The organism is Pseudomonas huaxiensis (assembly GCF_003231275.1).
Lineage (GTDB): Bacteria > Pseudomonadota > Gammaproteobacteria > Pseudomonadales > Pseudomonadaceae > Aquipseudomonas > Aquipseudomonas huaxiensis.
In genome coordinates this window covers 345,137-365,082 of record NZ_QKVL01000002.1, presented here as the reverse complement: position 1 = coordinate 365,082, position 19,946 = coordinate 345,137, and the positions used below count along the sequence as shown (strand labels likewise).

15 protein-coding genes and 1 pseudogene are annotated in these 19,946 nt (G+C 63.1%); 11 read left to right on the top strand and 5 right to left on the bottom strand.

The genetic code is table 11. The annotated features are described in order from the left end of the window. Positions 1-5 precede the first annotated feature (5 nt). From tssF to DM374_RS04850, 5 genes and pseudogenes are all read left to right on the top strand, one after another. Positions 6-1,775, top strand: coding sequence for a type VI secretion system baseplate subunit TssF (gene tssF, locus DM374_RS04870; RefSeq protein ID WP_110968867.1), 1,770 nt, complete (start codon positions 6-8; stop codon positions 1,773-1,775). Then, on the top strand, positions 1,739-2,836 hold the full coding sequence (tssG, locus tag DM374_RS04865; RefSeq protein WP_110968866.1) for a type VI secretion system baseplate subunit TssG: 1,098 nt from the start codon (positions 1,739-1,741) through the stop codon (positions 2,834-2,836). Before tssF ends, tssG begins: the two co-directional genes overlap by 37 nt. Further along, positions 2,817-3,352, top strand: a pseudogene (tssJ, locus tag DM374_RS04860) (type VI secretion system lipoprotein TssJ). Before tssG ends, tssJ begins: the two are co-directional and overlap by 20 nt. 3 nt (positions 3,353-3,355) lie before the next feature. Beyond that, positions 3,356-3,796, top strand: coding sequence for a type VI secretion system baseplate subunit TssE (tssE, locus tag DM374_RS04855; protein ID WP_110968865.1), 441 nt, complete (start codon positions 3,356-3,358; stop codon positions 3,794-3,796). Between the two features lie 23 nt (positions 3,797-3,819). Further along, on the top strand, positions 3,820-4,956 hold the full coding sequence (locus DM374_RS04850; RefSeq protein ID WP_110968864.1) for an OmpA family protein: 1,137 nt from the start codon (positions 3,820-3,822) through the stop codon (positions 4,954-4,956). Positions 4,957-5,146: 190 nt separating this feature from the next. Here the strand turns inward: DM374_RS04850 and gabP are convergent, their stop codons facing one another. The 4 genes from gabP to DM374_RS04825 form a co-directional block, all read right to left on the bottom strand. Then, positions 5,147-6,550 carry a GABA permease gene (gene gabP / locus DM374_RS04845; protein WP_110968863.1) on the bottom strand — a complete coding sequence of 468 codons (1,404 nt, stop codon included), beginning with the start codon at positions 6,548-6,550 and terminating at the stop codon, positions 5,147-5,149. Positions 6,551-7,119: 569 nt separating this feature from the next. Next, entirely contained in the window at positions 7,120-9,567 is a 2,448-nt protein-coding gene (locus tag DM374_RS04835) for a TonB-dependent siderophore receptor (protein ID WP_110968861.1), read from the bottom strand. Positions 9,568-9,664: 97 nt separating this feature from the next. Continuing rightward, positions 9,665-10,606: a FecR domain-containing protein gene (locus DM374_RS04830; RefSeq protein ID WP_110968860.1), complete on the bottom strand. Its 942-nt coding sequence runs from the start codon at positions 10,604-10,606 to the stop codon at positions 9,665-9,667. Beyond that, a complete protein-coding gene (locus DM374_RS04825; RefSeq protein ID WP_110968859.1) occupies positions 10,603-11,088 on the bottom strand; it encodes a sigma-70 family RNA polymerase sigma factor in 486 nt (161 codons plus the stop codon). The genes DM374_RS04830 and DM374_RS04825 overlap by 4 nt, the downstream gene beginning before the upstream one ends. A 212-nt stretch (positions 11,089-11,300) precedes the next feature. Here DM374_RS04825 and DM374_RS04820 point away from each other — a divergent pair, with 212 nt between their 5' ends. The 5 genes from DM374_RS04820 (at position 11,301) to DM374_RS04800 (ending at position 17,342) form a co-directional block, all read left to right on the top strand. Beyond that, complete coding sequence (locus tag DM374_RS04820) at positions 11,301-11,807, top strand: RNA polymerase sigma factor (protein ID WP_225422444.1); 507 nt, start codon at positions 11,301-11,303, stop codon at positions 11,805-11,807. Positions 11,808-11,812: 5 nt separating this feature from the next. After that, positions 11,813-12,730, top strand: coding sequence for a FecR family protein (locus tag DM374_RS04815; RefSeq protein WP_110968858.1), 918 nt, complete (start codon positions 11,813-11,815; stop codon positions 12,728-12,730). A gap of 85 nt (positions 12,731-12,815) precedes the next feature. Beyond that, on the top strand, positions 12,816-15,206 hold the full coding sequence (locus tag DM374_RS04810) for a TonB-dependent siderophore receptor (protein WP_110968857.1): 2,391 nt from the start codon (positions 12,816-12,818) through the stop codon (positions 15,204-15,206). Positions 15,207-15,293: 87 nt separating this feature from the next. Then, complete coding sequence (locus DM374_RS04805; protein WP_110968881.1) at positions 15,294-17,105, top strand: glycoside hydrolase family 15 protein; 1,812 nt, start codon at positions 15,294-15,296, stop codon at positions 17,103-17,105. Between the two features lie 45 nt (positions 17,106-17,150). After that, positions 17,151-17,342: a DUF1737 domain-containing protein gene (locus DM374_RS04800; RefSeq protein WP_110968856.1), complete on the top strand. Its 192-nt coding sequence runs from the start codon at positions 17,151-17,153 to the stop codon at positions 17,340-17,342. 173 nt (positions 17,343-17,515) lie between these two features. Here the strand turns inward: DM374_RS04800 and DM374_RS04795 are convergent, their stop codons facing one another. After that, the gene (locus tag DM374_RS04795) at positions 17,516-18,694 is read right to left on the bottom strand and encodes a hypothetical protein (protein WP_110968855.1); all 1,179 of its coding nucleotides are present in this window, start codon (positions 18,692-18,694) and stop codon (positions 17,516-17,518) included. Between the two features lie 195 nt (positions 18,695-18,889). Here DM374_RS04795 and DM374_RS04790 point away from each other — a divergent pair, with 195 nt between their 5' ends. After that, positions 18,890-19,822 carry a LysR substrate-binding domain-containing protein gene (locus tag DM374_RS04790; protein WP_110968854.1) on the top strand — a complete coding sequence of 311 codons (933 nt, stop codon included), beginning with the start codon at positions 18,890-18,892 and terminating at the stop codon, positions 19,820-19,822. Positions 19,823-19,946 lie beyond the last annotated feature (124 nt).

Here is a 19,946-nt window from a genome sequence, read left to right as displayed (position 1 = left end):
ATGCTTTGAGTACAGAAAACCTGAAACTGCGCTACTTCGATGCCGAGATGCGCTATCTGCGCGAGGCCGGCAAGGAGTTCGCAGAAGCGTTCCCGGAGCGGGCTGCGCACCTGAACCTGGACAAGCCTGGCGCTGACGATCCCTACGTCGAGCGCCTGTTCGAAGGCTTTGCCTTTCTGATGGGGCGGCTGCGGGAGAAGCTCGATGATGACCTGCCGGAGTTGACCGAAGGGCTGGTCAGCCTGCTTTGGCCTCATTACTTGCGCACGATACCGTCGCTGTCGATCGTCGAACTGGTCCCTGAACTTGAACAGATGGAATCCAGCGAGGTGATCGCCAAGGGGTTCGATGTGTTGTCGCAGCCCATCGGCCCTCAGCGCACCCGCTGCCGCTATACCACGACCCAGGACGTGACGCTGCAGCCGCTTGCCCTGGACGCCTTGCGACTTGGCCATGAGCCGGACGGTCGCTCGGTGCTGCGTTTGCGATTTTCCTGCGGAGCGTTGGTCGACTGGAGTGCGATCGACCTTCGTCGGTTGCCCCTTTACCTCAGCGCTGACGCAGCCTTGGCCAGTGCCCTGCATCAGGCGCTGACACTCAATGCCCAGGCGTTGTACGTTCGCTTTCCTGGAGAGGCAGACCGTCAAGCGCTGCCCGGCCACTTCTCGCCCAAGGGTTTTGCCGACGAAGATCGGTTGTGGCCCAAGGGCGACAGCGCCTTCAGCGGTTATCAGTTGCTCCTGGAATATTTCACGTTCCGCGAGAAGTTCATGTTCGTCACCCTTCATGGGTTGGAGCAACTGAAGCTGGCTGCGGGAACCCCGTGGTTCGAACTCGAAGTCGTGCTGAGCGAGCCCTGGCCTCACGCGGTCGCACCGAGCACCGAGCACCTTCGCCTGAATGTCGTCCCGGTGATCAATCTCTTCCCGCTGGAGGCCGATCCGTTGGCCGTGACGCCGCTACAGAGTGATTACCTGCTGCGACCCATGCGCGTTCAGGATGGCCACACCGAAATCTACTCGGTGGACTGCGTGACTGCTTCAAGGAAAACCGAGCGTCTGGAATATGTGCCCTTCAGCAGTTTTCGGCACAAGGGCGGGATGCTGCGTGACGAGGCCCCCGAGCGCTATTTCCATACCCGGCTCAAGCGTGCAGCCAATGGCCTGCATGATACTTGGCTGATTCTGGGAGGGGATGGCTTCGACAAAGAGGGCTTGTACGAGCAAGAGAGCCTGTCCTTGCGTTTGACCGGCACCAACGGGCAATTGCCCCGCAAGGCGCTGCAAAGCACGTTGCTCGATACGACGGTGCACTCGACCCAGACACGCTTGCGGGTGCGGAATCTGTGCGCGCCGACGCTGCCATGTTATCCACCGAACCGTGATCGTTTTCATTGGCGTGTGCTCAGCCACCTGGGCTCGAATTTTTTGCCGATGCTCGACAGCGCCGAAGTATTGCGCGGCACCCTGGCCTTGTATGACTGGACGGGCAGTGAGATGAACCGCCGGCGTCTGGAGGCGATTGTGGATGTCAAACACCACCTGATCCAGCGGTTCGAGAAGGGCTTCCTGCTACGCGGCGTGGATATAGAAGTCACCCTGGATGCCAATGGCTTTTCCGGGGAAGGCGATATCAGTCTGTTCGGCGAGATGCTCAATCGCTTCTTTGCCCTGTACGCCGACATCCACCTGTGCAACCAACTCACATTGATTCTGCAACCTACTGGAAAGTGCCTGCGATGGAACGAGAACCACAGTCAGCGTATTCCCGGTTGAAAGCCGCGGGGTTGCTGGAGGCCGTGCAGGGAACTGTGGCGCAAGCCAGCCTGTATCGCTTTTGCCAGTTGCTGGAGCAATGCATGCCGGGTCACCCACCGCTGGGCAGCACGTCCGACCCGCTGAATGATCCGGTGCGCTTCCGGCCCGATCCCGGCATGGGGTTTCCGGCGGGCGAACTGAAATCCATCGAAGTCGATGAGCGGCTGCCTGAGCGTCCCGCTACGGTGCGCACTCGTTTGCTGGGGCTGTACGGTGTCGATTCGCCTTTGCCGACGACCTATCTGGACGACATTGCCCAACGACGTGAGGGGCACGAGGCGCTGGAGGCATTCCTCGATATTTTCAACCACCGGGTATTCACCCAGTTCTATCGCATCTGGCGTAAGTACTCGTACCCGGCCACCTTCGAACCTGGCGGCAATGATGCAACGTCGCAGTCCCTCCTGGGCCTGATCGGCTTGGGAATACCCGGAACGGCGGCGCAGATTGCCACCCCGATATCCCGGTTCCTCGCGTTGCTCAGCGTCATGCGACTGCCCACACGCAATGCTGAAGGTATTGCTGCGTTGGTCAAGTTGCTGGCACCCAACACGCGAGCGCAGGTGACGGCGCATTGGCCACAGAAAATTGCCCTGGCACATCCCGCCAGTCTGTCCGCCAGCCGACCTGTCAGCCTCTCGCAAGGCATGCCCTTGGGCGGGGCCGGACACGATGCCAACAGTCAGTTGCACCTGGCGTTGATGACCGAGGACCCGGCGGAGGCTCGAGGGTGGTTGCCGGGAGGTCAGTTGCTCAACGATCTGTTGGTGCTCTTGCGCGTGTACCTGGGGTGGCGCTGTACCGCGAAGCTACAGCTCTCGCTACCGGTCCGTAGCCTGCCGGTCCCGGCACTGGGCTGTTCATCGACGCTGTTGGGTCTGACCGCTGTATTGGGGTTGAAAGAAAGCACCCGGCAGGCCGCCAAACAAGACGTTATCACTATCAACCTGGGCCGCTATCACGGTCTGCGAATCAACCCCCAATACAGGGAGATACAGCATGTGGCGTACCGCCTCTAACTTCATGATGGTGGCTACGGCCAGTGCGTTGCTAGGCGGATGCGGGTTGACCCAGACCGTAGCTGACAGCACCACATCCACCGCCAGCGCCATTTTTTATAAACAGGTAAAAGACCTGCACCTGGACTTCAGCGGCCGAGCCGCCCTCAACACCGACCGGGGAGAGACCAAAGGGCTTTCCGTGCCAACGCTGGTGCGGGTTTACCAACTGCGAAGTAACAAGGCTGTTGAAAAGGCGACCTACGAGAGCCTGCTCGGGGAGAGTGACAGTGTGCTCGGTGCAGATCTGTTGACTGAGCGAGCGCTCGTGGTGAGCCCTGGGAGGGCGCGCAACTGAGCTTGCCCATGGCGCCGGATGCTGAGTTCGTTACGGTGGTGGCACTGTTCCGCACACCCGACACACAGCTCAACACATGGCGTCTGACCCTGCGCCGCAACGATCTTGACCCGGATCAGCCGCGCGTCATCGAACTGGGCGACAACCGCCTGACCCTGCGGCCTCTGGTCAAGGAGTGAGGCGTGTCGGACTTGAACCCATCACTCTATGAAATGATCCTGCAGAACTTTCAGGGCGATCTGGAGCTGTACCAGGTGAGCGAGCAGGATCAGCAGACGCTGTCGATCCTCGACAACCTGCATCGCATCCTCAACAGCCGCGCGGGCACACTTGCTCATCTGCCCGATTATGGCCTGCCGGACATGGGGCTGATTCTGCAGGGCCTTTCGGGGGCGGCGCACAGCGTCAAGAGCGCTATTGTCGCGACATTGCTCAAGTACGAGCCGCGCTTGTTGACGATCGACGTCGAGCTGCTACCGGAGTCTCGTCCGGGCCACCTTGAATACACTCTGGAGGCACAACTCAAAGGCGGCGACCGTGTGACCTTTGGCACCACCCTCATCCCCGGGGGAAAAGTCGTGGTGCGCCACCTCAAGCGGCAGGGTTATCTGTCGAAGTCGTGAATCTCTAATGGAAGGGATGCTGGATGACAGCGTTGTTTGAAATGCGTATTCGCCTGGGCGGCGACCCACGCGGTTTCGATGAACTCAAGGCGTTGCAGGGTGAGCTGGTCAAACTGGACCACCCTGCGTGCCCGGATGTGGATTGGGCCAGGGTTGAACAATTGTGCCTGAGCCTGTTCGAGCAAAATGGCGTAGAGCTGCAAACTGCGGCGTCCTTCGCCTTGGCGCGAAGCCATCGTTGCGGACTGCGGGGCATGGCAGAGGGCGTCGCACTCATCGAGGCGCTCGTTGGCCAATGGCCGGGATTGTGGCCCGCCTCGACATCCATTCGTATGGACATCCTCGCCTGGCTGTTCGCCCGGTTACAGGCGTTGCTGCGAACGGCTGAGTGGGAGGCCTACGACCTGCCTGCGCTGCTGTGCCTGGATAACGAACTGGACCGTTTGGCAATGCAATTGGATCTGCGCGTACCGGTGCCTCTGGCGGCCTTTCAAACAGTGCGGGGGCAGGTTGGCAACCTGGTGAAGCGGATGCAGCGCTATGAGCCTGCGAGCGTCGCCCTGCAGCCATCGACAGCCATGCCGGAGCGGGCGTGGGTGATGCCGGTCGTGGTCATTCCGCCAGCGCCCAACCCTTATGTGCAGGCCCAGGTGTTGCAGACAAAGCAGCGCCGGCTGGCCGCTTGGCTGTTCGCGGCCATGGTGGCGATTGCCGCGGCCACCTGGTTTGGCTGGAAATACTGGCTGGCCGTTCAAGACAGCAGGCAGGTGCCTGCGCAGCCGGTGCAGTTGGATAGCCTGAGCCTGTTCGGTGCCGGAAGCGCGGAACTCAAGCCCGGCTCGACCAAAGTGTTGGTAACCGCGTTGGTCGAAATCAAGGCTCAACCGGGTTGGTTGATCGTCATCTCCGGACATGCCGATGCCACCGGCGATGTCGAAAAGAACCGCGAGTTGTCCCGTGCTCGTGCCGTAGCAGTACGCGACTGGATGCAGCGCATGGGGGATATCCCCGACAGTTGCTTTGCCATCCAGGGATTTGCCGCCAACCAGCCGGTCACCAGCAACGACACGGAAGCTGGCCGGGCCGCCAATCGCCGCGTTGATATTCGTCTGGTACCACACACGGGCGCCTGTGTGCAGCCCGTGGTCGGCCAGCGCTGACCGCAACCTGTTCAGAACCCTGCCCCGTGCCGTAGGACTGTGGATAGGTATTCACCCATGCTAATCGCCGGCAAGCCGGCTCCCACAGTGTCGGGTTGGCCTCGGCTTCGAGCCTGACGCAAACCCTGCGGGAGCTGGCTTGTCGGGGTGCCGAACCGCAGCGATGAGGTCCTCGCTGACAGCCAATCAATCAGGATCGGCCCAACACCCGCCCAGCCTCGACAGCCTCATGCTGCCTGGCGCGCATCACGCCCAGCAGCACGGTCACTCCCGCCAGCGCCAGGGTCGCCGTCACTTCCATCCGGTGCGCCGGCATGACGAACATCACGCCCAGCGCAAACACGATGAAGGCGATAACCGCCAGGGTCAGCCACGGGAACAGCCACATGCGAAATTCCGGCAGCTTGCCTTCGCGGCGCAGGATGCCGCGCATGCGCAGTTGCGAGCAGGCGATTACCAGGTACACCAGCAGGGCGATGGAACCCGAGGTGGCCAGCAAGAACTGGAACACATGGGCCGGGGCGAAGTAGTTCACCACCGTGGTGACCATGCCGATCACGGTGCTGACGATTACTGCCGCGCGCGGCACGCCGCGAGACGACGTGCGCTGGATGAACCCCGGCGCATCACCGCGCTTGGCCAGGGAGAAGACCATCCGCGACGAGATGTAGATCGACGAGTTCAGGCAACTGGCGACCGCCACCAGCACTACGCCGTCCACCAGCAGCTTGGCGTAGGGAATCTGCATGATTTCCAGCGCGCGCTGGTAGGAGCCCTGCAGCGGCAGCAGCGGGTCATTCCACGGCACGATGGAGATGATCACGAAGATCGACAGCAGGTAGAACACGCTGATGCGCCAGATCACCGAACGGGTGGCGCGGGCGATGTTGCCAGCGGGGTTGCTTGATTCCGAGGCGGCGATGGTTACCGCTTCGGTGCCCATGAAGCTGAACATGGTGGTCAGCAGCGCGCCGATGATCGCCGCCCAGCCGTTGGGCACGAAGCCGCCCTGGGTATCCAGCAACTGCTTCAGGCCGCTCACCTCGCGGCCAGGCAAACCGCCGAGCAAGGCGTAGAAGCCGAGGCCGATGAAGGCGACGATGGCGATGATCTTGAGCATGGCGAACCAGAACTCGAACTCGCCGTACTTGCCGACACTGGCGAGGTTGGTGGTGGTCAGCACCACGGTCAGCCCGAGGGCGAACAGCCAGGCATCGACCTGCGGGAACCAGGCGTTGAGCACTACACCGGCGGCGATGGCTTCGATCGGGATCACCAGCACCCAGAACCACCAGTACAACCAGCCGATGCTGAACCCGGCCCAACGGCCGATGGCCTTGTCGGCGTAAGTGGAGAAGGAGCCGGTATCGGGGCTGGCGACCGCCATTTCACCGAGCATGCGCATCACCAGCACCACCAGGCTGCCGGCCATGATGTAGGCGAGAATAGCGGCGGGGCCGGCGGCGGCGATAGCGTGGCCGGAACCGACGAACAAACCGGCACCGATGACCCCGGCGATGGACAACATGGTGACGTGGCGCGGCTTGAAACCCTGCGCCAGTTCGGCGCGATCGCGCTGGGTAGATGTATTCATCCTGAAGGCCTTTTTGTTATTGGACTTGTTATGAAACGGCACGACGGGGGAGGCGCCGCAGCACGGGCGATCCCCCGACTGGCAAGCTATCGCTGTCATGGGGAGCGTCTAATGCCTGGGTTTGCCGCATTCATGACTGAAAGCGACATCGGCATGCCAGAGGGCGGCGGGGCAGGTGTTGCATAAAGCTACGAAATTCAGGCTACGTCCGACTTCCGTCCAGGGAATTTCCCAATCATGCTTCCGGCCCTTATCAGCCGTTGCGCCCCTGGGAATCCGTGCCTGGTCTTTGCCGTTCGCTGCACATCAGCGATCAGGTTTGGTCACCTGGAACGTTCGACGGCGCGTAAGCGTCCATTCCGCTTCGGCGGCCACTTAGGTGGTCGCCGTCTCGCGTTATGGCGGCTGTGCGCGGGGCACCTTCGGGTGCGCCGGTTTCCTCGAACCCCGGTTGACCAACCTGCGTACAGCTGCCACCCATTGTTCGGTCACATGGGCGGCGGCTCAGCCCGGTTTGATGAGCGGTGGGACCGGCGCTGCGCGCTCCCGTCAGAGCCGTGCCTGTGCAGTCAGAAGTCGTACCGCACACTCACCGTGGCATTACGCGGCGCACCGTAATGTCCGTAGCTGCCCGCCATCCCGGCGTAGTACTTCTCGTCGAACAGGTTGTTGACGTTGAGGGTCGCCGTCACGTGTTCATTGAACTTATAGCGCGCCATCAGGCTGGCGACGAAGTAGTCGTCCTGGGTGATACGGCTGTTGTAGCGGGAGAAGTACAGCGACGAGCTGGAGTTCCAGTTCACGCCACCGCCCAGTGTCAGCTTTTCCCACTCGCCCGGCAGGCGCCAGGTGTTCCAGAAGCGGAAGGTGTCCATCGGCAACTGGGTAGTGAGGCGCACGCCGTCGGCGTTTTCGGTGCGGGTGTGGCTGTAGCCGGTGTAGACGTTCCAGCCGGTGGCGACTTCACCCGAAAGCTCAACATCCACGCCTTTGGTTTGCGCACCGTCCACCATCTTGTAGGCCGTCGCTCCGCTCGGTGTCAGCTCGTCAGTCGCTTCGGCGAAGTTGTCGCGTTGGACCAGATACGCGGCGAGGTTGGCGTTCAGGCGACCCTCGAAGAACTCGCCTTTCCAGCCCATTTCGTAGTTCTTGCCGACTTCCGGGTCCAGCGGTTTGCCAGTGACATCGGTGTTGCTTTGCGGCTTGAAGATGTCGGTGTAACTGGCATAGATCGATTGCTCCGGCGTCAGGTCGTAGACCAGGCCCGCATAGGGCGTGACCACCCCGCGTTCGTGCATCGAATAAGTGGCGGCCGGCCGGCTGCTGTCGACGACTTGCAGGTTGTAGTCGAACCGGTAGGTCGAAGCGCGGGCGCCGAGGATCAGGTGCAGTTCATCGGTGAAGTTGAGGCGTGTGGCGGCAAAATAGCCGCTTTGGCGGTTGAACACGTCGTATTGGATGCCCGGCTCGATTTCGTCGTCACTCGGCTTGGGGCTCTGGTTTTTCCAGGTGAAGTAGTTGATATCGACATCCGGGCCGCCATCGCCCCGGTGGTTATTTTTGTACTCCAGGTAGTTGAATCCGACGATAAGGTCGTGGGTTTGCCCAAGCAGTTCAAAGGGGCCCTGGAGCGTCGTGTCCACGCCTTTCTGGTACTGCTTGGCGGTGACCACGCCAGCGCTGATGGCGGTCGAGCCGTCCGGCGCCAGCCAGGACCGGTTGGTAGTTGACGAGACGTACGAGGTAAAGGCGTCGCGATCAACATCCATGTAGTTGGCCGCCACCTTCAACTGCCAGTCATTGGCCAGTTGTTGCTCGACATTGAGGGTGTAGTTGGTGGTTTGGTAGTCGTCGTAACCCCAGCGCGCATCTGAACTGTTCGAGCGGGAAAAGTGGGTTTTCTGGCCGTTACTAAAGAGCAGCGGAACCCCCGGTGCACCGTTGACTTTGTAGGTCTGGCGATCAATACCGAAGCGCACCAGCGTGGAATCGGTGACGTCGGCTTCCAGCACGCCATACAGCACGCTGCGGTCCTGGCTGTACCAGTCCATGAAGGTGTGGTTGTTCTGCTCGGCCGCGACGATCCGACCGCGCAGCTTGCCGTCGTCGGTCAACGGCCCGGAAACATCCGCCTCGGCGCGGTAGTAATCCCACGAGCCGATTCCGGCCTGAACGTGGGCCTTGAACTCGCGGGTCGGGCGCTTGCGGATCACGTTGATCACTGCGCTCGGGTCGCCGGCGCCAGTCATCAGGCCGGTGGCACCGCGGACTATTTCGATCCGGTCGTATAGCGCGACGTCCAGCAGGGTGCTGGGCATGTTGCGGGTCTGGTTGTCCTGGAAGGTGGTCACGCCATCGAACTGGTAAGTGTTGATGCCGCTGCCGCGGGAGTAGATGTTGAACCGCTCGCCGCCGTCCTGGGACATGGTGATGCCGGGCGTCTGGTTGAGCACTTCGGTCATGCTGCCCAGGTGCTGGTCGTCCATGCGCTGGCGGGTGACCACGGTGATGGTTTGCGGTGTCTCGCGAATCGACAGGTTCATCTTGGTCGCGGTGCTGGTCGAACCGGTGGTGTACGAGCCGGTGCCTTCGGTGGTGGCGCCCAGGCCGCTGGCGTCGATGTTGGTGGCGCCGAGTTCGAGGGCGTCGTCGGCGCCGCGTGGCAGCAGCACGTAATCACCGTTGCCGCTGCGGGTCACCTGCAGCTGATTGCCTTGCAGCAGTTGGGCGAAACCTTGCTCGATGCTGTAGCTGCCTTGCAGGCCGGGGCTGGTTTTGTCCTGGGTGAGGCGGGCGTCGAACGACAGCACCACGCCCGACTCGCTGGCGAAGCGGCTGAGTACCGCGCCCAGCGGGCCGGCGCTGATTGCGTAGTGGCGCTGCGCTTCTTGCGCATTGGCCAGGCCGGCCGCGCTCAACGGCTGGATGATCCCGGCCTGCAACGCCAAGGCGGCGCCGAGTACGGCGACGGCCAGCGGCTTGCGGGCAAAGGAATGACGGGTTTCGCGGTGAGACATGCAGCGCTCCTTCAAGTGCATTGAGGCAGGTTTGGAGGAGGGGTCGTGCGAGCAGGGGGCAATCGTCAATGCCGGTAAAACTATTTTTCTCATCGACTCAGGCGAGGCCGCGCACCCGCATCCAGTAACGGCTGCGCTGGTCGATGCGTATCGGCAGCACCTGGGCGAGGGCGGCCAGGGCGCGGTCGGTGTCGTCCAGCGGGTAGGCGCCGGACACCCGCAGGTGGGCGACCGCGTCGGCGCAGGTGATAACGCCCGGACGGTAGCGCTGCAATTCTTCCAGCACATCGCCCAGGCGCCAGCCATCGATGACCAGCCGGCCGTGCGCCCACTCGGCGCGGTTGGGGTCGAACGGTTGCGGCGACGGCAGCGGACCCAGGCCGAAGCGCAGGCCCATGCCGGCTTCCACCCGGACTTCAGCACCTCCCGGCTGGTTGCGCACGGCGACGGCGTGTTCCAGCACATCGACTTCGGTCTGCGCGTCCTGCTGGCGCACGCTGAAGCGAGTGCCCAGCGCGCGGATCTCGCCGTGGGCACTGCGCACCTTGAGTGGACGCGGGTCTTTGCCGGTTTCCAGAAGGATCTCGCCTGCGCGCAGGATGATCAGGCGCTGGCGCTCGTCGAAGCGGATATCCACAGCGCTGGCGGTGTTGAGGGTCAGGCGGGTGCCGTCTTCCAGGGTCAGGTTGCGCCGTTCGCCGGTGGCGGTGCGGTGGTCCGCCAGCCACAGCGGCGCCTGGCGATAGCCCGTCCAGCTCAGCCCGGACACGCCGAGGCCCAGCACCAGGCCCTTGAGCAGGGTGCGCCGCGCCGGTTGCGCGAGGTCGGTGGCCAAGGTGCGCCGCGCGAGGCCGGACGGCACGCCGCACAGTTCGGCGCGGAAATTCTCCAGTTGCTGCCAGGCCCATTGGTGCAAAGCGTCTTGCTGGTGCCAGGCCTGCCATTGGTCTCGGGTGTGCAGGCATTCCGGCGCGGCGCCCAGGCGTGCATGCCACTGCGCCGCATCGCGCAGGGCCAGGCGCTGACCGGCGGGGCTCATGTCCGTGCGTCCAGAATGAACAGCAGGCATTGCTCGGTGGCCCTGGCGATGTACTTGGTCACCGAACTGAGCGAGACGCCCAGCCGCTCGGCGATTTGCGCATACGGCAGGCCATCGAGCTGGGCGAGGAAAAACGCCATCCGCACCTTGGGGCCGAGGCCGTCGAGCATGGCATCGAGTTGCAAAAGGGTTTCCAGCATCAGCACGCGGTCTTCCGGCGACACTTCCAGCAACTCCGGTTCCTGGGCCAGGGCGGCGAGATAGGCCTGCTCCAGGGTGCGCCGGCGCAGGTGATCGACCATCACCCGTTTGGCCACGGTGGCGAGGAAATTGCGCGGCTCGCGCAGCGGATGCACCACCGTGCCGGTGATCAGGCGCAGGAACGTGTCCTGGGTCAGGTCGGCGGCCCGTTCGCCATCACCCAGACGCCGACGCAGCCAGCCGCGCAACCAACTGCTGTGGTCGCGGTAGAGGCAGTGCATGTCATCGTGCGTTGAAGGCGGCGGCAAGGTTCTGGACACCCCGGAACTCCCTGATAACCCGATGCGGATAGGAACGGGTCGCAATACTAATGAGATCAAGTTGCAAATGGAACTGTGGAAGACGGCGATAAGCCGCGCCGACGAATAGATTGAATTTGCGAATGGTTCTCGATAGAGTCTGCGCCCTCGCACCGCAGTGACAATGGGCCGCCATGTCGAGCATGACCACCGAAGAACTGGAGCGGGCCTTCAAGGCGCATGCGCGTGAGTTGCGGGTGTTCCTCTATCGGCAACTGCAGAGCACCGAGACCGCCGCCGACCTCGCTCAGGAAACCTACCTGCGCATGCTCAGCCAGCGGCCGCGCAAGCCGGTGGACAACCTGCGCGCCTTTATCTTCCGTATCGGTCGCAATCTGGCCATCGACCACCTGCGCAGCCGGGTGTCCCGGGAGCGTCACGATCAAGGTATGGCCTATCTCTTCGAAGTCACCGGGGAAAGCCCCGAACTCATCGATACCGTCGCCGCCAGCCAGGAGCTGGAAGCACTGAACGCGGCCTGGCAACGCATGGACGAGCCGGCCAAAAGCATTTTCCTGAAGTGCCGGTTGCAGGGCATGGCGCACAAGGATGTCGCCCGTGAGCTGGGTGTTTCCCTCAGTACGGTGGAGAAAAGCCTCGCCGGTGCGCTGGACTTTTTGCGCCGAAGTCTTCAGCGTTGACCGCCATGTCCGATACCCACCATCCCGACCGTCCATTGCACGCCACTGCCCATGCCTGGGTGGTGCGCTTGACGTCGGGCGATGCCAGCCCGGCAGACGTCGAGGCCGCGCGCGCCTGGTGCCAGGAGCACCCGGACCACCAGCAGGCGTTTGTCGAAGCCCGGCGGTTGTGGCAGCTCGCGGGACAGGTTGAATTGCCGGTCGAGCGAACCCGCACCCCGCGGGTGTGGCGCTGGTCTGCGGCGGCGGTGTTGGTGATCGGCGTGAGCCTCGGTCTGGTCCGGCAACAGGCCTGGGATGCCGACTACCGCACCGCCCGTGGCGAACAGCAGCGCATTACGTTGGCCGACGGTTCGCGAATCCTCCTCGACGTCGATTCGGCGGTGGATGTCACCCTGCACGATGACCGCCGCGAGATCGTCCTGCGCAAGGGCGAGGCGCTGTTCGAAGTCGCGCACGATCCGCAGCGGCCGTTCCGGGTCGCGGCCGGTGACCTGAGTGCCACGGCGCTGGGCACGGTCTACGCGGTGCGTAAACAGGACAACGGCATACAAGTCACCGTCGCCCAAGGCCGGGTGGCGGTGCAGGGTGATGCTGCGGCGGTCACCCTGGCGGCCGGCGAACAGGTCACCTGGCAGGGCGGGGCGTTGCTGGCGAAGCAGCCGGTCGATACCGCCAAGGCCCTGGCCTGGCAGCATGGCCGGCTGGTGTTCGAGATGACACCGCTGGCAGACGTGCTCGCCGAGTTGCAGCGCTACCGCCCCGGCTACCTGCTGATCGGCGACGACAACCTGCGCGGGCTGCGGGTCAGCGGCACCTTCCGCCTCGACCGCCTCGACGACGCCCTGGCCACCCTGGAACAGGCGTTCCCCCTGACCATCAAGCGCTACACCGATTATGTGCTGGTGATGCAGCCACGCTGAATCGAAAATTTTTTACGGGTCTGCGTTCGTCACCCGTCTTCCTTGGCGAAAACGATAATACGTTGCATTCGCCAGGGAGATTTACATGCGTCACGTCACCACCGGTATCCGTCCACTCGTCGTCGCCTTGCGCCGCGCCACGCTGCTGATGGGCCTGTTGCCCGCGCTGGCCTGGGCCGAGCCGGTTGCCTTCGATATTCCCGCGCAGTCGCTGGGTTCGGCGCTCAACCAGTTGGCCGAGCAGAGCGGTTTGCAGGTGATTTACAACGGCGAGTTGGTGCAGGGCCTGAGCAGCCCGGCCGTGCGTGGCAGCCAGGAACCCGAGGCGGCGTTGCAGCGTTTGCTGCAGGGCAGCGGGCTGATCTGGCACACCACCGGCGCCGGCAGCGTCATGCTGGAAAAGGCCGCGGTGCAAGGGGATGCCGTGCAGTTGGGCGCCACGTCGGTGACCGGCGCGGTGGCGGGGAGCGTCACCGAGGGCAGCACCTCGTACGCAAGCCGTGGCCCGACCACCACCGCCACGCGGCTGAACATGACCCAGCGCGAAACCCCGCAGTCGGTGACCGTGGTTACCCGCCAGCGCATGGACGACCAGAACATGAAGGACCTGGACGACGTGCTGCAGAACACCACCGGCGTGATCGTCATCAAGAACGGCGGCGAGCGCTCGCTGTACCAGTCCCGCGGCCAGTTGGTGGACAGCCTGCAGATCGACGGCGTGCCCACCAACATCGGCAACGCCTATTCGATGGACGCCATCTCCAAACCGGCCACCGATATCTACGACCGCGTCGAAGTGGTACGCGGCGCCACCGGCCTGACCGAAGGCGCGGGCACGCCATCGGCGGCGATCAACCTGGTGCGCAAGCGGCCGACGGCCGAACCCCAGGCGCTGGTGGAAACCTCGGTGGGCTCGTGGGACAACTACCGCACCCTGGTCGATTTATCGTCGGCACTGAACGAGCAGGGCACGCTGCGCGGGCGCACGGTGATGAGCTACAACGACGCCAACAGCTACATGGACAACGTGAAAAAAGAAAACCAGTTGTTCTACGGCATCGTCGAAATGGACCTGTCGGCAAGCACCATGGCCACGTTGGGTTTTTCCTATCAGAAGGACCGCAACTCCGGTTATGACTGGTCGGCCCTGCCAACCGCCAAAGACGGCACGTTCTATCCGCTGTCGCGCTCGACCAATCTCACCGGCAAGTGGAACAAGCTGAACAAGAACAACACCACCTTTTTCGCCGACATCCAGCACAGCTTCGACAACGACTGGAAACTGATCGTCGCCGCCAACCACATCAAGGCCAAGTCGGATTTTCTCGGCAACTACACCTGGCGCGTCAGCGGCGACCGCTTCAGCCTGAATCCGCGGCACTTCTTCTATGACGACACCCAGACCAGCGTCGACGGCTATGCCACCGGGCCGTTCGAATTGCTGGGGCGGCGCCATGAGCTGGTGCTGGGCGCCAACCTGCGCAAGGACGATTTCGACTACCACGGCGGTCGCGATGCCGGTTACGGCTATCAGTTCGACATGAACGACCTGTCCGGCTTCAACCCGCCCAAGCCGACCGGGCTCAACGCCAATATGTGGAAGTACAACATCACCCAGGAGCAGTCCGGGGTCTACGGCGCCGCGCGCTTCAGCCTGACCGACAGCACCAGGTTCATCGTCGGTAGCCGGGTCAGTTGGTTCAAGACCGAGAACATGACCAACACCACCGGCATCCCGCGCAACACCGAATACGCGAAAAACCGCGAGATCACGCCCTACGCCGGCCTGGTGCAGGAGCTGAGCGACAACCTTTCCGCCTACGCCAGCTACACCGAAATCTTCAAGCCGCAGGCGAACCTGGACTCCAGCGGCTCGATCCTCGACCCCATGACCGGCAGCAACTACGAGCTGGGCCTCAAGGGCGAGTTCTACGACAAGCGCCTTAACGCCAGCGTCGCACTGTTCCAGGCCGACCAGACCGGTCGCGCCGAATACCTGCTGCCATGCAACTGCTACGAGCCTTCCGAGAAAGTCCGCAACCGCGGCGTTGAGCTGGAGGTGAACGGCGCGTTGACCGAGGAATGGAACCTGTCGGCGGGCTACACCTACGTCCAGTCCAAGTACATTGGCGGCGAGCAGAAGGGCGAGGATTACTCGTCGCTGGCACCGCGGCACCTGTTCAAGATCGCCACCGACTATCGCCTGCCGGGTGTGCTGAACAAGGCGCGGGTGGGCGGCAGCGTGTACGCCCAGAGCAAGATCACCAACCGCGAGGCCAACTACCAGATCCAGCAGCGCGGCTACGCCCTGACCAGCCTGCACGCGATCTACGAGCTGAACGAGCATCTTGAAGTGCAGTACAACCTGGATAACGTCTTCGACAAGAAGTACATCCAGACCATCGGCAACGACAACTATTGGAACTTCTACGGCGAGCCACGCAATTTCAACGTGGCGTTGCGGGCGAAGTTCTGAGGCGCGATCCAGCCGAACTTGCCGGCGTCTCCACCGGTCCGAAGGAAACACCTCTCACTTCGGAGCGACCCCGTGGAAGACCGCGTGATGCAAGGCATCCAGCATGGCGAACCGCAACGCGATGCGGGTGGCTGGCTACCCCTTGAAGGGTATGCGGCGCTTGGCGACGGGCGTTCGGTGGCGCTGGTGGGCTGGGACGGTTCGATCGACTGGTGGTGCGTGCCGCACATGGACTCGCCGCCGTTGTTCGATCGCCTGCTGGCGCCGCACCACGGCGGCTACTTCGCGATTACGCCGAAGCAGGCGTACCGCGTCGAGCGCCGTTACCTGCCGGGCAGCAACGTGCTGGAAACCCTGTTCATCACTGACAGCGGTCGTGTGCGCCTGGTCGAGTCGCTCAACAGCGGCCCGGCCGGGCGTTTGCCTTGGGGGGAACTGGGGCGGCGCCTGGAAGGCATGGAAGGGCAGGTCGATTTCGCGGTGAAGATCGACTTCGGCACCCAGGCCGACACCGTCTCGCCCTTTCTCGCCCCGACCGGCAACGGCTGCGTGTTTCACGCCGGCCATATCCTCGGCATGTTCATCTACAGCGAGCAATTGCAGATCCAGCGCAAGGACGACCTTGGCGTGCGCGCCGAGGTGCGCGTGGCGGCCGGCGACAAGGTGGTCATGGCCATCGTCAGCGGGCGCGATGAACCGCTGGTGGTGCCGAGCCTCGAACTGATCGACGCGCGCATCGACGGTTCGCACCGCGAGTGGCTGCAATGGAGTGAATGCCTGAGCTATGACGGCCCGTACCAGACGCTGGTGGTGCGCAGCGCGCTGGCGCTCAAGCTGCTGCTGTCCTCGCCCACCGGGGCGATCATGGCCGCGGCCACCACCTCGCTGCCCGAGCGCATCGGCGGCACCAAGAACTATGACTATCGCTTCGCCTGGGTGCGGGACGCCGGCTACATCATCGAAGCCTTCCTCACCATGGGCGCCCAGCCCGAAGCCAAGGCGGCTCTGACCTGGCTGCTGCACCGCCTGAGCGAGCACGGCGTGCGGGTGTTCTACACGCTGCAAGGCGAGGTGGGCGAGGGCGCACGTGCGTTGCCGTTGCCCGGCTACAAATACTCGCCGCCGGTGGTCGGCAACAATGCCACCGGGCAGATCCAGCACGGCATCTACGGCGATATCTTCGAGACGGTGCGCAGTTTCATCGCTTGCGGCAACGTCCTCGATGCCCGCAGCGCGAAGCTGCTGTGCTGTTTCGCTGACCAGTGCGCCGATACCTGGCGCCAGCCCGATTCCGGCATCTGGGAACTGCCGGAGATTCGCCATTACACCACTTCGAAAATCAGTTGCTGGCAGGCCCTCAACCACGCGGTGGAGCTGGCCGACCACGGCCACCTGCCTACCACGTGCCGTGATCGCTGGGACCGTGAGCGCCAGCGTGTTCACGCCTGGGTCGAGGCCCATTGCTGGAGCGAGACGCTGCAGGGGTATCAGTTCTACCCGGACAGCGAACGGCTCGACGGCTCGATCGCCCTCGCGGTGCGCTTCGGCTACCCCGAGCGGGAACGTTTGCGCAGCACTCTGGAGGCGGTGCAGCGGGAGTTGGGGCGGGGTGCTTTTCACTACCGTTACAGCCAGGTCGAGCTGGAGGAAGGTTGCTTCCTTGCCTGCACGTTCTGGTTGATCGAGGCCTGGGCCTTGCTTGGCCAGCAAGCGCGGGCCGAGGACGCGTTCGACAAGGCGGTGGAGGGTCTGGGGCGCGGGGTGGGGATCTACGCCGAGATGGTCGATCCCGACAGTGGCCAGTACCTGGGCAACCTGCCGCAAGGGCTGACGCATCTGTCGCTGATACGGGCGGCGCGGGCGATTGGCGGGGAGGACAGTCACCGCGGTAATAGCTGAGTGCTATGATCGCGGGCCTGATCCCCTGGTACACAAGGAAGCCCCATGAGCTCGACGCCACCCAATGGCCTGCCGGTCTATCGCCTGATCACCGGCCGCGACGATTCCGCGTTCTGCCAGCGCATTTCCGAAATGCTTGCGCTGGGGTACGAGTTGCATGGCTCGCCCAGCATCACCTTCGATGCGAGCAAGCAGCATGTGATCGCGGCTCAGGCGGTGGTGTGGCCGGGGCGGTAGTTGGGGTTATGAGATCGGATGAGCACGGCATGTGTCTGTCTTGGTCGATCCGGCGCTTCGCGAGCAAGCTCGCTCCTACAGGTCACTGAACCCGCGAATGCCCCTGTAGGAGCGAGCTTGCTCGCGATGCGCCAAAATAGAGCATGTGTTTGGCAGCTCCGCTCCAGCCGCTTCTAGAAGTAGTAACCGATATTCACGTAAACCTGGTTCTCCCACTGATCACTGCCGCCAGCGCCCAGGCTCTGCGCATAGCTGCTGCCACCGATATAGGGATCGTTCTTGCCGATCAGCCATTCGGTGGCGATCCACAATTTGCTCAGTGAGAACGACGAGCCAAGGATCAGCCGCTCGGAGGTGTCGAAGCCCGAGGCGGATTTGTCGAAGGCGCTGTAGTTGGCGTACAGCTTGATCCCGCTGAGCTGGTCGAACAGGTATTTGCCGTCGACGTCGTAGCTGAGGTCGGCAACGTAGAAGTTGCCGCGGCTGGCGACGTTGAAGGTGCCGTCGTAGCCGCCGAAGGTGACCACTTCATCGGTGCCTTCATTGCGCGGCGACATCTGTTGCCGCGCCGCCATCAATTGCACGCCCCACAGGCCGTTCTTGCCCAGGTAGTGCACCGCCACGGCATTGCGCCGGCCGTCGTCGCCGGTGTCGTTGTTCTTCAGCGTGGAAGTCATGCCCGACACGCCGACCTCGGATTTCCAGTCGCCCAGCTGCACGGCCTTGGCCAGGCGCAGCACCGCAGTGTTGCGCTCGCGGTTGTCGCTGCCGTCCTCGACGTAGCTGTCGGCCGAGGACACCACAGTGGAATAGGTGCGGCCATTGCTGGTGCCCTTGCCTTGCCAGGCCGGGCGCAGGTAGTAGCCGGCCTGGATGTTCCAGTCGCCGACCTGCTGGATGTACTTGGCGCCGATCTGCTCGACATCTTCCAGGCCGATGACGTTGCCCAGGGTTTCGAAGAAGGTGCTGCCGAAGTACGGCTGCAGGCCGAACGGAATCTGGTTGAGGCCGACCTGGATCTGCTGGTCCGGGTTGAAGCGGTAGCCGACCCAGGCGGTTTCGGCAAACGCCACGTCGCCGACATTATTGGTGTACTTGTACGGGTAAGCGCGCCCGTAGAAACGGTACTTGGCGGCGCCGATCCAGGTGTCGGAGGTGTATTTGGCAGTGAGGAAGGCGGTGTCGAAGTTGAACTTCTGGATGTCGCGGTCCGGGTCGTAGTCCCAACGGGCGCGCACGGCGCCACCGAGGTCGAGGTGGTCGGTGACCTGCACCGCCATCGCCGGGACGGCGAGGCTGGACAAGGCGGCAAGACAAACGGACTGCAAGCGCAGGGAAGCGGTGAAGGGCATGTGGCGGCTCTCGTTTATTGTTATGTGAGACGCGCGCAGTGTTGCCATCGAGCCTTTGCGGGACAAACGATTAAATCGGGGGACAAACCTGCGTTTAACGCAGGTTACTGCCTGAGAATTTTGTCGGCTTTGTAGGAAGAGTCCTTGCCGCGTGGAATACTGCAAACCTTGTCAGCCGTCTTCCGAGCGCCTTCCATGAAACGCAAAATGCCAGGTCTCAACGCACTCAAAGCCTTCGAAGTGGCCGGTAGCACCGGCAGCTTCACCCGCGCCGCCGAGTTGCTCAACGTCACCCAGAGCGCGGTCAGCCGCCAGGTGCGGCAACTGGAAGAGCAACTGGGCGAGCACCTGCTGCAACGCCGGCATCATCATCTTGAACTGACCAATGCCGGGCGCGTGCTGCTGCGGGCGCTGCACCAGTCGTTCGACAAGATCGAAATGACCGTGCGCAGCATCCAGCAGAAAACCCACGCCAACCGCCTGCACCTCAATGCCCCGCCGACCTTTACCAGCCGCTGGCTGATGCCACGGCTGGGACGTCTGCGCGAGCGCCATCCGGAACTGGAACTGAGCATTACCACGCGGTTGCAGGACAGCCTCGCGGAAACCGCCACCCTCGATTGCGCGATCCGCTTCGGCAATGGCGAGTGGGATGGCCTGGACAGCTCGTTACTGATTCAGGAGCGGCATATCGCCGTGTGTGCGCCGTCGTTGTATGCCCGGGAGGAAGACGAGCAGGGCATCGACCTGAACCGCATGACGTTGCTGCATGTGCTGGCCCGCGAAGACCAGCGCTACCTCACCTGGAAACACTGGCTGGACGCTGCCCGCATCAGCGGCGTGGATACCCAGGGCGGTTATGAGTTCGACCTGCTGGACCTGGCCATCCGTGCTGCGGTGGACGGTTTGGGCATCACCATCGCCGACTGGCACATGGTCGCCCCGGAACTGGCCAGCGGACGGCTGACCCAGGTGCTCAATGTGCATGTGGACGGTCACCAGTCCTACTGGCTGGTGACCCGCCCGGAACAGCGCGATGCGCCGCAGTTGCAGTTGTTCAGCCAGTGGTTGCAGGAAGAGATCTGGCTGGCGCAGCGGCAGTTGGAACCGTCTAATCCGGCTGTTTGAGGTGGCTTTTCAGGGGGCCATCGCTGGCAAGCCAGCTCCCACCGGGTTCAGTTGCCATTAACACTGTGGGCGCTGGCTTGCCAGCGATGGCCTCCTGAAGCACACCCACTAACATGCATTTTTC